This is a genomic window from Clavibacter sp. VKM Ac-2872 (assembly GCF_015351105.1).
GTDB lineage: Bacteria > Actinomycetota > Actinomycetes > Actinomycetales > Microbacteriaceae > Clavibacter.
On the sequence record NZ_JADKRR010000001.1, the window covers coordinates 1244633 to 1257712 of the forward strand.

At 73.4% G+C, this 13080-nt stretch carries 8 protein-coding genes, 1 tRNA gene and 1 pseudogene; 6 read left to right on the forward strand and 4 right to left on the reverse strand.

Translation table 11 applies throughout. The annotated features are described in order from the left end of the window. Positions 1-58: 58 nt before the first annotated feature. Together nudC and ITJ40_RS05940 are read left to right on the forward strand one after the other, a co-directional pair. Positions 59-1012 (forward strand): NAD(+) diphosphatase, encoded by a 954-nt coding sequence (nudC, locus tag ITJ40_RS05935; protein WP_194666173.1) that lies wholly within the window; start codon positions 59-61, stop codon positions 1010-1012. 10 nt (positions 1013-1022) lie between these two features. Further along, on the forward strand, positions 1023-2939 hold the full coding sequence (locus ITJ40_RS05940; protein ID WP_194666174.1) for an ATP-dependent helicase: 1917 nt from the start codon (positions 1023-1025) through the stop codon (positions 2937-2939). Here ITJ40_RS05940 and ITJ40_RS17415 read toward each other — a convergent pair. Further along, positions 2914-3726 (reverse strand): annotated as a pseudogene (locus ITJ40_RS17415) (TOMM precursor leader peptide-binding protein); the annotation flags it as partial. The gene ITJ40_RS05940 and the pseudogene ITJ40_RS17415 sit on opposite strands and share 26 nt — an antisense overlap. A 106-nt stretch (positions 3727-3832) precedes the next feature. Further along, positions 3833-5248 (reverse strand): zinc-dependent metalloprotease, encoded by a 1416-nt coding sequence (locus ITJ40_RS05945; RefSeq protein ID WP_194666175.1) that lies wholly within the window; start codon positions 5246-5248, stop codon positions 3833-3835. 212 nt (positions 5249-5460) lie between these two features. Here ITJ40_RS05945 and ITJ40_RS05950 point away from each other — a divergent pair, with 212 nt between their 5' ends. The 4 genes from ITJ40_RS05950 (at position 5461) to ITJ40_RS05965 (ending at position 10680) form a co-directional block, all read left to right on the forward strand. Beyond that, on the forward strand, positions 5461-6552 hold the full coding sequence (locus ITJ40_RS05950) for a PDZ domain-containing protein (protein ID WP_194666176.1): 1092 nt from the start codon (positions 5461-5463) through the stop codon (positions 6550-6552). Positions 6553-6679: 127 nt separating this feature from the next. Continuing rightward, positions 6680-9631, forward strand: coding sequence for a UPF0182 family protein (locus ITJ40_RS05955; protein WP_194666177.1), 2952 nt, complete (start codon positions 6680-6682; stop codon positions 9629-9631). A gap of 155 nt (positions 9632-9786) precedes the next feature. Further along, a tRNA-Met gene (locus ITJ40_RS05960) sits at positions 9787-9860 on the forward strand. A 253-nt stretch (positions 9861-10113) separates the two neighbouring features. Further along, a complete protein-coding gene (locus ITJ40_RS05965) occupies positions 10114-10680 on the forward strand; it encodes an ATP-binding protein (protein ID WP_194666178.1) in 567 nt (188 codons plus the stop codon). A gap of 39 nt (positions 10681-10719) precedes the next feature. On the opposite strand, the gene ITJ40_RS05970 is transcribed toward ITJ40_RS05965, so the two are convergent. Together ITJ40_RS05970 and ITJ40_RS05975 are read right to left on the reverse strand one after the other, a co-directional pair. Continuing rightward, entirely contained in the window at positions 10720-12441 is a 1722-nt protein-coding gene (locus ITJ40_RS05970) for an AarF/UbiB family protein (RefSeq protein ID WP_194666179.1), read from the reverse strand. Further along, positions 12438-13013, reverse strand: a complete 576-nt coding sequence (locus ITJ40_RS05975; protein ID WP_194666180.1) for a PadR family transcriptional regulator — start codon at positions 13011-13013, stop codon at positions 12438-12440. The genes ITJ40_RS05970 and ITJ40_RS05975 overlap by 4 nt, the downstream gene beginning before the upstream one ends. Between the last annotated feature and the right edge of the window lie 67 nt (positions 13014-13080).

Genomic DNA, 13080 nt, shown 5'->3' on the forward strand with positions numbered 1-13080 from the left:
CACGACGGAAGACGTCCCGCCCCTCGGCCCGTCCGTCCTCGAAGTCGATTGGTCCCCCGTGCTCGACAGCTTCCTCTCCCGCCTGCCCCTGTCCCGTGAGGGCGTCGACCGCGACGGCCTGCGCCGCGACTCACCCGCCCTCTTCGACGAGCTGTGGGCGGATCCGGCCACGCGCGTCCTCGCGCTGCACGGCCACCGCGCGCTGGGGGCAGCCTCCGACGGCCGCGCCGCCCTCGACCTGCTGCCGGTCGACCGCGTCACCGCCGCGACCGTCCGGATCTACCTCGGCCGCACGACCGTCGCGCACGAGGGCGAGCCGGTCGGCACGCCCGTCGTCGCCGCGGTCCTCACCGACGCCGCGGCCGCCGAGCTCGAGCCCGGCGACGATCGCTGGCTGGAGCTGCGCACGACCGCCACGCAGCTCGACGACCGCGACGCCGCGCTCTTCACGGGCGCTCTCGCCACCGCCAACTGGCACGCCTCCCACCCGTTCTCGCCCAAGACGGGCGAGCCCACCGTCGTCGAGCAGGGCGGCTGGGTGCGCCGCGCCCCCTCCGACGGCTCGCAGGTCTTCCCGCGCACCGACGCGGCCGTGATCATGGGCGTCGTCGACCAGGACGACCGCCTGCTCCTCGGCGCCAACGCCATGTGGGGCGGCGACCGCTACTCGCTGCTCGCGGGCTTCGTCGAGCCGGGGGAGTCGTTCGAGGCGGCCGTGAAGCGCGAGGTGCTCGAGGAGTCCGGCGTCACCGTCGAGGATCCCCGCTACCTGGGCAGCCAGCCGTGGCCGTTCCCGGCCTCCGTCATGGTCGGCTTCCTCGCGCGCGTCTCCGCCTCGAGCGGGCCCGCGACGCCCGACGGCGTCGAGATCGTCGACCTGCGCTGGTTCAGCCGCGAGGAGCTGCGGGCGTCGCTCGGCGAGATCGCGCTCCCCGGCCCGTCGTCCATCGCGCGCGCCATCATCGAGGAGTGGTACGGCGGCCCCCTCGAGGACGGCGAGCGGGAGTGGTGATCCGCCGATCGTGACCGACCAGCTCGTCCCCGGCACCCCCGGGCGCGACCCCTACGGGTCCACCGCGCCCGGCGCCCTCCCGGCACCCGTCGCCCTCGGCCCCGTCACCGCGGACGAGCCCGTGGAGGACGTCCGCACCGCCGAGTCGCTTCTCGAGGCCCTCGACGACCAGCAGCGCCTCGCCGCGGAGGCGCTCCTCGGCCCGGTCGTCGTGCTGGCGGGTGCGGGCACGGGCAAGACGCGCGCCATCACGCACCGCATCGCGTACGGGATCCAGGCCGGCGTGTACCCGCCCAACCGCGTCATGGCGCTCACCTTCACCTCGCGCGCCGCGGCCGAGCTGCGCGGACGCCTCCGCGAGCTCGGCGCCGGACCCGTGGCCGCGCGCACCTTCCACGCGGCTGCCCTCAAGCAGCTCAACTTCTTCTGGCCGCAGGTGGTCGGCGGCACCATGCCGCGCCTCATCGAGAGCAAGGGGCGGATGCTCGGCCACGCCGCCGAGTCGCTGCGCCTCCGCCTCGACACGGCCGCGCTCCGCGACATGGCCGCCGAGGTCGAGTGGCGGAAGGTCTCGATGATCTCGATCGAGCAGTACGGCCTCGCCGCGCGCACCACCCGCACGCTGCCGCCGCAGCTCGACGCCGACCAGGCCGTCGCGCTCCTCCAGGCCTACGAGGACATCAAGGACCAGCGCCGCCAGCTCGACTTCGAGGACGTGCTGCTCGCCACCGCGGGCATGATCGAGGCCGAGCCGTGGGTCGCGCAGCAGGTGCGCGAGCAGTACCGCTTCTTCGTGGTCGACGAGTACCAGGACGTCTCGCCGCTGCAGCAGACGATCCTCGACCTCTGGATGGGCGACCGCCGCGACCTCTGCGTGGTCGGCGACGCCAGCCAGACCATCTACTCGTTCGCGGGCGCCAAGAGCGCCTACCTCCTCGACTTCGCGTCGCGCTTCCCCGAGGCGACGGTCGTGCGGCTCGAGCGGAACTACCGGTCGACCTCGGGCATCACGGAGGCGGCGAACCGGCTGATGCGCGGCCGCCCTGGTGCGCTCACGCTCGTGTCGGCGGACGCGGATCCGGACGGCGACGGCACCGGCACCGCATCCGCCCGCGCCGCGACGGGCCGCGGATCCGCCGCGGTGCCCGGCCGCGGCGAGGGCTTCCGGGCGCCGCAGGTGAGCGCGTTCCCGTCCGACGGCGCCGAGGCGCGCGCGATCGCCGGTGCCATCGCGCAGCAGATCGCCTCGGGCATCGCGCCCGAGGACATCGCCGTCCTCTACCGCATGAACGGCCAGTCGGCGGTGCTCGAGCAGGCGCTCGGCGACGCGGGCGTCAGCTACCAGGTGCGCGGATCCCAGCGCTTCTTCGACCGCCCCGAGATCAAGCAGGCGCTCCTCGCGCTCCGCGGTGCGTCCGTCTCCATCTCGGGCGAGCCGCTGTTCAAGTCGGTGAGCGACGTGCTCCGCGGCCTCGGCTGGAGCCAGGCACCGCCCGAGCAGCCGGGCGCCGTGCGCGACCGGTGGGAGTCCCTCGACGCGATCATGGGCCTCGCCGAGCGCATGCCCGCGGGCAGCACCTTCCGCGCCTTCACCGACGAGCTGCTCGAGCGCCAGGCCGGCCAGCACGAGCCGACGGTGTCCGCCGTCACGCTCGCGACGCTGCACTCCGCCAAGGGCCTCGAGTGGGAGCACGTCTACCTGATGGGGCTGAGCGAGGGGCTCGTGCCCATCAGCTACGCGCAGACGCTCGAGGCGGTGGACGAGGAGCGGCGCCTCCTCTACGTCGGGATCACGCGCGCGCGATCCGGGCTGCGGCTCTCCTGGAGCCGGAGCGGACCGCATCGATCGGGGCAGCGGGAGCCGTCGCGGTTCCTGGCAGAGCTCGACACCCGCATCGCGGGTGGGGGCGCGAAGCGCGGCGCGTGACCCGGCCCGTCCGCACGTCCAGCACCACCTGGTGGGTCGCGAGCGCGTTCTCGCCCGTCGCGAGCAGCCGGTCGACGGGCCGCGCGGCGAGGGCCGCGAGCTCGGCGGGCACGAGCCCGGCCTCGGATCCGCTGTCGCGCCCGAGCAGCTGGGCCGCGATGGCGGGCCAGGCCGGATCCGCATCCCGTCGCCCGAGGTCGAGGCAGTAGCAGCACGCCGTCCGTCCGGGCTCGACCAGCGGACCGACGACGGCGTGCCGGTCGCCGATGACCACCGGCAGGTGCGGCACGTCCTCCCGGGACCAGCGTCCGTAGACGGCGGGGGCGATGGCGAAGTGCGCGACGATGACGGCGAGGGCCGTGCGCGGATCCGCGTCGGCGGACATCGGCCGCGACGTCGCGTCGTGTCCGGCGCGGGACAGGGCGTCCGCGATGCGGTCGGCGGTCGGTCCGACGCCGACGAGGGCGACCGGCCCGGTGCGGGAACGCGAGCGCCCGCGGAGGCCGGCGTCGGCGTCGGCGCCGGACGAGGGGCCCGCGTCCCGCGGCGGGAGGAGGGCCGGCCGCACCAGGTCGAGCAGCTGCGTGACGTGCGCGGGGCCGGCGCCCTCCGTCGCGGCGATCATGTCGAGGCCGCCGCGGCTGATGCCACGCCGGAGCGCGTCGAGCAGCCGTTCGTCGAGGCGCGAGACCGCGCTGAGCACCACGGGCGGGCGGTCGACGCCGAGCTGGAGGGAGTCCGGCGTGCGCCAGACGAGCGGGAGACGGGGATCGAGTCGGATGGCCATGGGCGCGCACAGTGCCCGACGCGTCGTCCGCCCGCGGGGCGTCTCCACAGGCGCCGGGCCGACGTCGCGGAGGCGACGCCGGCCCGGCGGGGGAGCGGGTCCTGCGTCAGACGGGCCGCGGATCCGTGCCGGGCGCGTCGTCGGGACCGTCGTCGGGCGTCTCGCCCGGCTCGGTCGCGCGGCCCTGGCCGTCCTCCACGGGCCGGCCGGCGTCGGACCCGCTGAGCAGGTCCTCGAGCGCCTGGTCGACCTCGTCGGGCTCGGGCTCGCCCTGCGTGAGGCGCGCGACGAGCGCGTGCGGGGCGTCGATGTCCTCGGAGGTGGGCAGGACGTCGGGGTGCGACCACAGCGCGTCGCGCTGCTCCGCGCCCACGCCGTCGGTGACCGCCTGCCACATCGCCGCGGCCTCGCGCAGGCGGCGCGGCCGGAGCTCGAGGCCCACGAGCGTCGCGAAGGCGGACTCGGCGGGACCGCCCGTCGCGCGCCGGCGGCGCACCGTCTCGGCGATGGCGGACGCCCGGGGGAGCCGCACGGTCGCGGCGGCGGTCACCACGTCCACCCAGCCCTCGATGAGCGCGAGCATGGTCTCGAGGCGGGCGAGGGCGGCGAGCTGCGCGTCCGTCTTCGGCGGGATGAGGGATCCGTCGACCATGGCCTGGCGGAGCTCCTCGGGGTTCGACGGGTCGAAGCCCTCCGCGAGCGACTCGAGCCGGTCGGTGTCGATGTGCACGCCCTTCGCGAACTCCGTGATGGAGGAGATGAGCTGCAGGCGCAGCCAGCGCGCGTGGCGGAACAGGCGCGCGTGGGCGAGCTCGCGGACGGCGAGGTAGATCTGCACCTGGTCGTCGGAGACGTCGATCCCCTCGCCGAACGCCTGGACGTTCTGCGGCAGGAGCGCGGCCTGCTGGTCGTCGAGCAGCGGGATGCCGACGTCGCCGCCGGAGACGACCTCGGTGGACAGCTGCCCGACCACCTGGCCGAGCTGCATGGCGAAGAGCGTGCCGCCGAGGTTCCGCATCATGCGCCCGGCGCCCGCGACCATGCCCTGCATCTCCTCGGGCGCGTTCTGCTGCAGGACCTCGGTGAGCGAGTCGGCGATGCTGAGCGCGACGGGCTCGGCGAGCTGCGTCCACACCGGCATCGTGAGCTCCGTCCACTGCGCGCGCGTGATGAGGCGCGGCGCGACCGTGAGCTGGCTGACGTAGGTGACCTCGTCGAGCCACAGCGCGGCGACCTGGAACGCCTGGTCCAGGGGCGCGGACGCGGCGGCGGTGACCTGCGTCTGCTCGGCCGCGGCGAGCTGTCGGGCGCCCTCGCGGGCCACCTTCCAGTCGACGCCGTCGCCGGTGTTGGCGAGCGCGCCCTGGAGCTGCGCGAGGAGCTGGCGCACCATCTCCGGATCCTGCGGGAGGCCCGCGGCACCCGCGAGCTTGTCCGGGTCGATCTGCCCGTCGGCGCCGAGGAACCGCTCCAGCATGCGCCGGAACTCGTCCTCGGGGTTCGGGGTGGGCTCGTCGGCCATGGAGGGTCTCCCGTGGGGTCGAGGGGTCCGGATCGCGGTGCCGCGGCCGGTGGATCCACGCTAGCCCGCGCCCACGGGAAACCCATCCGCATTCGCCTAGGCTGAGCCCTCGCGGCTTCCGCCCGCCGCGAACAGCGGCCGTGAGGGCCGCCCCGACACCCGTCGCCCGGCCGCTTCCCGGCCCGACGCGCCCCGACACCGAGGACATCCGGATGAGCCTGTTCGCCCAGCACGCCCCCCGCGCACCCCGGCCCCCGCGCCGCCGCCGCGTCGGCCGCGTGCTCGCCGGCGTCGGCGCCGTGCTCGCCCTCGCGCTCGGCCTCATGCCGTCGCCGTACGTCATCGAGCAGCCCGGCCCCGTGTTCGACACCCTCGGCACGAGCGACCACGAGGGCACGGAACGCCCCCTCATCTCCATCCCCGACCGCACGACGTACCCCACCGACGGCAGCCTCGACATGCTCACCGTCAGCGTCGTCGGCAACCCCGCGCAGCGCCCCGACTGGTTCGCGGTCGTGTCCGCCTGGCTCGACCCGAGCCGCAGCGTCGTGCCGATGGAGGCGGTCTTCCCGGCCGATCAGACCGCCGAGCAGCGCGACGCCCAGAACCAGGTCCAGATGACGGACTCGCAGCAGGACGCCGTCGCCGCGGCCCTGACTGAGCTCGGCATCGACGTGCCGCGCACCCTCCAGGTCCAGAGCGTCGTCGACGGATCCCCGGCCGACGGCCCCCTCCGCGCGGGCGACGCGATCCGCACGGTCGACGGCGCCGACGTGGTCGACCTCGCCGACCTGCAGGCGCGCGTCGCCGCGGCCGGCACGACCACGGCGCTGTCCTTCGGGATCACGCGCGACGGGCAGGACAGCACGGTCGAGGTCACGCCGGCGGAGCGCGACGGCCGCCCCGTCATCGGCGTCGTCACCTCCACCTCGTACGAGTTCCCGTTCGAGGTCGACATCCAGCTCGACGACGTCGGCGGTCCGAGCGCCGGCATGATGTTCGCGCTGGGGATCATGGACAAGCTCGAGGAGGGCTCGCTCACCGGAGGCAAGTCCATCGCGGGCACGGGCACGATCGACGCGGGGGGCGACGTCGGCCCCATCGGCGGCATCCGCCAGAAGCTCTTCGGCGCCGAGCGCGCGGGAGCCCGGTACTTCCTGGCGCCCGCCGACAACTGCGACGAGGTGCGGGGGCACGTGCCCGACGGCCTCCGCGTCTTCGCCGTCTCGAAGCTCGACGACTCGCTCACGGCGCTGAAGGCCATCTCGACGGACGGCGACCTGGACGCGCTCCCGACCTGCTGAGACGGCCCCCGGCCGGGTCGTCGCGAGGGCGCCCTTACCAGACGAGGACGTCCGATCGCTCGCAGGTCCCTGGCAACAGCCCCGCCTAGGATGAGGACTCCGCTGTCCCCGACTCTGAGGCACACACGTGACAAGCACATCCGCCCGGCCCGCCAGACGGAGCCGAGCCCCCCTCGCCATCACCGCGGCCATCATCGCCGCCCTCGTGATCGCGTTCTTCATCTTCGCCGGCTTCTACGCCGACGTCCTCTGGTACGACCAGCTGGGCTACCTCGGCGTGCTCCTCACGCAGTGGGGCGCGGGCATCGCCCTGTTCCTCATCGGGTTCCTCGCCATGGCGATCCCGGTGTTCGTGAGCATCCAGGTCGCGTACCGCTCGCGGCCCGTCTACGCGAAGCTCAACTCCCAGCTCGACCGCTACCAGCAGGTCATCGAGCCGCTGCGCCGCCTCGCGATGTTCGCCATCCCCGCGGTGTTCGGCCTGTTCGCGGGCGTCTCCGCGTCGAGCGGCTGGCAGCGCACGCTGCTCTGGCTGAACCGCACGCCCTCCGGCACGGTGGATCCGCAGTTCCAGCTCGACACGTCGTTCTACCTGTTCGAGCTGCCCTTCTACCACGCCGTCGTCGGCTTCGCCTCGGCCGTGGTCATCATCTCCATGCTCGGAGTGCTCGCCACGAGCTACCTCTACGGCGCCGTGCGGTTCTCGGGCCGCGAGGTGCGCATCTCGAAGAGCTCCCGCATCCAGATCGCGATCACCGCGGGCGTCTACTTCCTGCTGCAGGGCGTGAGCATCTGGCTCGACCAGTACTCCTCGGTGGTCAACACGGCCAACGGCGGGCTGTTCACCGGTGCCGCGTACTCCGACGTCAACGCGGTCATCCCGGGACGGACGATCCTCGCGGGCATCTCCATCGTCGTGGCGGTGCTGTTCCTCATCACCGCGGCCATCGGCCGTTGGCGCCTGCCCATCATCGGCACCGCGGGGCTCATCGTGGCCAGCATCCTCGTCGGCACGGCCTACCCGGCCATCATGCAGCGCTTCCAGGTCGAGCCCAACGAGCGCTCGCTCGAGTCGCCGTTCTACGAGCGCAACATCGAGGCGACGCGGCAGGCCTACGGCCTGGCGGACATCGAGGAGATCCCCTACGACGCGACCACGGACACGACGCCCGGCGCGCTCCGCGAGGACGCCGCGACCACCGCGAACATCCGCATCCTCGACCCCGCTGTCGTGGGCGACGCGTTCAGCCAGCTGCAGCAGTTCCGGCAGTACTACCAGTTCGGCGACAACCTCGACGTCGACCGGTACCAGATCGACGGTCGTGTGCAGGACACGGTGGTCGCGGTCCGCGAGCTGAGCCCCACCAACACGGGCACATCGTGGGTCAACCAGCACCTCGTCTACACGCACGGCTACTCGCTCGTCGCGGCGTACGGCACGCAGCGCACCTCCGACGGGCAGCCCGTGTTCCTCGAGTCGGGCATCCCCGCGTCGGGCGACCTGGGTGACTTCGAGCCGCGCGTGTACTTCGGCGAGAACTCGCCGGACTACTCGATCGTCGGCGGACCCGAGTCGGGCGACAAGGTGGAGCTGGACTACCCGTCCGGCGTCGACGGCGCCGACGAGACCTACACGACGTTCCAGGGCGACGGCGGGCCGAAGGTCGACAACGTCTTCAAGCGCCTGATCTACGCGCTCAAGTTCCAGTCGGAGCAGATCTTCCTGGCCAACCAGATCAACGACCAGTCGCAGATCCTCTACGACCGCGACCCGGCGGAGCGCGTGGGCAAGGTCGCGCCGTACCTCACGGTCGACAAGGACCCGTACCCCAGCGTGGTCGACGGCCGCGTGGTGTGGATCGTCGACGGCTACACGACGAGCGACCAGTACCCGTACTCGCAGCACAACGACATGAGCCGCCTCATCGCCGACTCGCAGCAGACCCAGCCGCTCGTGCCGACGGACCGGATCAACTACATCCGCAACTCGGTCAAGGCCACGGTCGACGCGTACGACGGCAAGGTCACGCTCTACGCGTGGGACACCGACGACCCGATCCTCAAGACGTGGCAGAAGGTGTTCCCCTCGACCCTCAAGCCGATCGCGGACATCTCGGGCGAGCTCATGAGCCACCTGCGCTTCCCGGCCGACATGTTCAAGGTCCAGCGCGCGGTGCTCGGCAAGTACCACGTGACCGATCCCGGCTCGATCTACTCGAACCAGGACCTCTGGACCACGCCGAACGACCCGACGGCCACCACCGAGGCGGGCACGCCGGCGAGCCTCCAGCCGCCGTACTACCTGACCATGCAGATGCCGGGCCAGGACGCCCCGAGGTTCTCGCTGTACTCGACCTTCATCCCCCCGGCCACGCAGGACACCTCCCGGAGCGTGCTCACGGGCTACCTCGGGGTCGACTCGGATGCGGGGAGCACGGCGGGTCAGAAGGCGCCGGACTACGGGAAGCTGCGTCTGCTGACGCTGCCGAACGACGACACCATCCCGGCGCCGACGCAGATCCAGAACAACTTCAACTCGGACACGAACGTGGCGAACCAGCTGAACCTGCTGGAGCGCGGCGGGCGCACGAGCGTCGTGCGCGGCAACCTGCTGACCCTGCCGGTCGGCGGCGGGCTGCTGTACGTGCAGCCCGTGTACGTGCGCTCCACGGGCGACACGAGCTACCCGCTGCTCCGCAAGGTGCTGGTGGCGTTCGGCGACAAGATCGCGTTCGAGGACACGCTCGACGCCGCGCTCGACAGCATCTTCGGGGGCGACTCGGGAGCCACCGCCGGTGACGAGGACGTCGTGCCCACGACGCCGGTCGACGGCGGAACGGGAGACGGGTCCACCGACGGCGGGACAGACGGGGGCACGGGATCCACGCCCACGCCGAGTCCGACGACCTCGCCCGCGGCTCCCGCGCAGGACGTGCAGGCGGCGCTCGACGCGGCCAACACGGCGCTGCAGGAGCGGCAGGCCGCGTACGCGTCCGGCGACCTCGTGGCCGCTGCGCAGGCGGACCAGCGGTTCACCGAGGCCGTGCAGCGCGCGTACGAGCTGAGCCAGAAGCAGTAGCCCTGCTCCTCATCAGGACGGCCCCGGCGGCCCCGCGACGCGGGTGCCCCCGGGGCCGTCCTCGTGCGGGGAGCGGATCCGGCCGGGCGGCGCCGGGCCCGTGCCGCCCGGGTGGTCATGAGCACCCCGGAGGTCTGGTAATGTATTCCTCGTAGCGCGGGGTGGAGCAGTTCGGTAGCTCGCTGGGCTCATAACCCAGAGGTCGTAGGTTCAAATCCTGCCCCCGCAACAAGATGAAGGCCCGGTCTCCTGGAGACCGGGCCTTCTGCGTTCACCGAGCGTCTCACCCGGGCGTGCTCCTCGGAGGCGGCTGCCCTCGCGGTCGGGGATCGCCCGCCGGGGCGCGGGATCGACGAGACGTCTCCCGGTCCGTCCTGGCCGGGACCGGCTCGTGGAGCGGGGCGATCACGTCGGGACGGGACGACGTAGGGTCTCCTGGCGGTCCCGCTCCGGTGCTCGCGACGAGCGGCTCGGAGGTCGGCGTGCAGCGGACGGGTGCGGCGGTGTTCATCAACGGCCTGCCGGGGAGCGGCAAGTCGACCCTGGCCCGGCGGCTGGTCGAGGCTCACCCGGGGTGGTTCCTCCTCGACGTCGACGTCCTCCGCACGTCCGTCGGGGGGTGGTCGGAGGACTTCGCGGGCGCCGGTCGCATCGTCCGGCCCGTGGCACAGGCGATCGTGCGGAGCGTGGTGGGGGACGGCGGCACGGTCGTCATGCCGCAGCTCTTCCCCGACGCCGACGAGCTGGCGGAGTTCGCGACGCACGCCCGCGACGCGGGCGGACACGTGATCCACGCGATGCTCGACGTGCCCGCGGACGAGTGCTGGCGGCGGCTCGAGGTGCGCCGCCGCTCCGGGCAGGCCGCCGGGGGACCGTCGCTCGGATGCGTCGTGGGCGAGGCCCTGGATCGGGCGGGCGGCTCGCGACACCTGGAGGACCTCGCCCGGATGCTCGAGGTCGTGGCACGCGGTCCGGTCGTGGCGCAGCGGGTGGACGGTGCCGACGCGGCCCTGGCGCTCGACGGGCTGACGGCCCTCATCGCGGGGTAGCGGAGCGGTCGGCGAGCAGGGACGACGGCGCGGGCCCGCTCAGCGCCCGCGGCGGCCCGGGAGGAGGGCCTGCGCCAGCGGGATGACCGAGACGACGAGCAGCACCGTGCCGAGCACCTCGTCGTCCGGGCGGAGGAGGACGCCGCCGGCGAGGAGGCCGGCGAAGACGAGCGCCGAGATCGCGCGGCGCAGGGTGCGCTCCAGGGCGCCGACACGACGCTCGAGCGTGGGATCGCTGATGGGGAGGGCGCCGTCGTCGATGCGCGTGAGCAGCGCGTCGAGGCGGCCGGGGAGGCGTGCCAGCGTGCCGGCGGTGTCCGAGACGCGCGTTCCGAGGTCGCGCACGACGTTGCCGCGCTCCTCGCGGATGAGGCGCTGCGCGTACGGCTCGACGGAATCCCAGAGGTTGAACGCCGGATCCAGCGCGCTGCACACGCCCGACGTCAGCGACATGGCCCGGATGATGAGCAGGAAGTCGTCCGGGAGCTGGAACGGCAGCGTGCGCACGACCTCCTGGAACTCGTTCGCGAAGGCACGGAACTCCCGGGGATCCACCTCGCGCAGCTCCGCGAAGCCCAGGCCGCCGAAGCGGGCGAAGAGCCGGGTCATGGCGAGCTCGAGCTGCGTGGTGTCCGCCGAAGGCAGCAGCACGCCGATGTCGCGGGCCGCGTCGACGAGGCCCTTCCCGTCGCGCGATGCGGCGGCGATGAGCATCTTGCGCAGGCCCCTGCGGGTGCTCGGCGGGACCTCGCCCATCATCCCGAAGTCGATGAAGGTGAGGGTCCAGCCCTGCTCGACGGAGCCGTCCGTGACGGGCGTGACGAAGACGTTGCCGGGGTGCGGATCCGCGTGGAAGAAGCCGTCGGCGAAGAGCTGGTCGAACATGACGGCGGCGAAGACGGGCGCGACCTCCACCGGGTCGATGCCGGCGGCGAGGAGCCCCGCGTGGTCGGTGATCTTGATCGCGGTGACGTCCTCGAGCGTGAGCACGCGCCGGGTGCTGCGCTCCCAGACGATCTCGGGCACGGCCACGCGCTCGTCGGAGGCGAACATCCCCTGGAAGCGGGCGGAGCTGCGGGCCTCGTGCAGGTAGTCGATCTCCTCGAGGCTCGTCTCGGCGAACTCCTCCACGAGCGCGGGCGCGTCCACGCGGTCGGACACGAGGCGCACGTGCGTGAGCCAGCCGCCGATGCGGCGGAGCGCGGCGAGGTCGATGCGGACGACGTCGTCGATGCCCGGCCGCTGCACCTTGATGACCGCGCCCGTGAGGCCCGTGTCGGCGGAGTCGACGGGGCCGAGGATGGCGCGGTGCGCCTGGCCGAGCGATGCGGCCGCGACGGGCGTCTCATCGACCCACGCGAACGCGTCGGCGAGCGGCATGCCCAGCTCGCGCTCCGCGAGGGCGCGGATCTCAGGGAACGGGACGGCGGGCACCTCGTCCTGCAGGTCCTCGAGCTCGGCCGTGATCTCGGGCGGCAGGACGTCCAGGCGCGACGACATGAACTGGCCGACCTTGATCATGAGGCCGCCGAGCTCGACCGCGAGCACGCGGAAGCGGCGGGCGAACAGCTTCATGCGCCGGGTGCGGGTGCGGTCCGCGATGCCGCGGAGGCCGACGCGGGGGAGGAAGAGCTCGTACCACCACGTGACCGCGAGGTTCCAGGCGGCGAAGCGGAGGATGCGGCGGTAGCGGGCGCGCGTCTCCGGGGCGTCGGCCTCGGGATGCGCCCCGGGCGCGGCGCCGGCCGTGGCCGAGGTCACTCCCGGGCGAGGATCGCGTAGAGGCGGCGGCGGGCCGCGTCGAGCTCGGCGACGGCCTCGGCGACCTGCGCGGGCGTGCCGGTGCGCTGCACCTGCGCCGCCGCCTGGGCGAGCGACAGGCCGGCCTTCGGCAGGGCGGATCGGTCGTGGCGGTCGTTCCCCTCGTGGCCGTGCGCGCCGTCGGAGCGGTCCCACGGCGCGGTGATGCCGTCCCGGGCGACCGCGGCGCGGCCCGCCTCGGTGAGCGCGTAGACCTTCCGTCCGTCGGTGGTCTCCGCGGCGATGAGGCCCTCGTCGGCGAGGAGCTGGAGCGTCGGGTAGACGGCCCCGGCGTTCGGGGTCCAGGCGCCGGCGCTGCGCTCCTCGATCTCGTGGATGACGCGGTAGCCGTGCATGGGCTCCTCCGTGAGCAGCGCGAGGACCGCGTGGCGCATGTCGTGGGCGCCGGCCCCGTGCCCGGCTGGGGCGCCGTCGCGCTTCTCGAAGCGGGCGCGGAGCGACTCCATCGCCTGCCACACGCCGTCGGCGGCGTCGCCGAACGCGGATCCTGCGGTGGGGGACGATGCGGCCATGTCGAGCTCCTTGCTGTGGGGTGTGCGCGGTGCCTCCGACGATAGGCCGCGCACCTGGCCGCGGACC

Excerpts from the sequence above, each read along its gene's own strand:
- ITJ40_RS05975 (WP_194666180.1), bottom strand. The coding sequence starts at position 13,013 with ATGGCCGCATCGTCCCCCACCGCAGGATCCGCGTTCGGCGACGCCGCC.
- ITJ40_RS05950 (WP_194666176.1), top strand. The coding sequence starts at position 5,461 with ATGAGCCTGTTCGCCCAGCACGCCCCCCGCGCACCCCGGCCCCCGCGC.
- ITJ40_RS05945 (WP_194666175.1), bottom strand. The coding sequence starts at position 5,248 with ATGGCCGACGAGCCCACCCCGAACCCCGAGGACGAGTTCCGGCGCATG.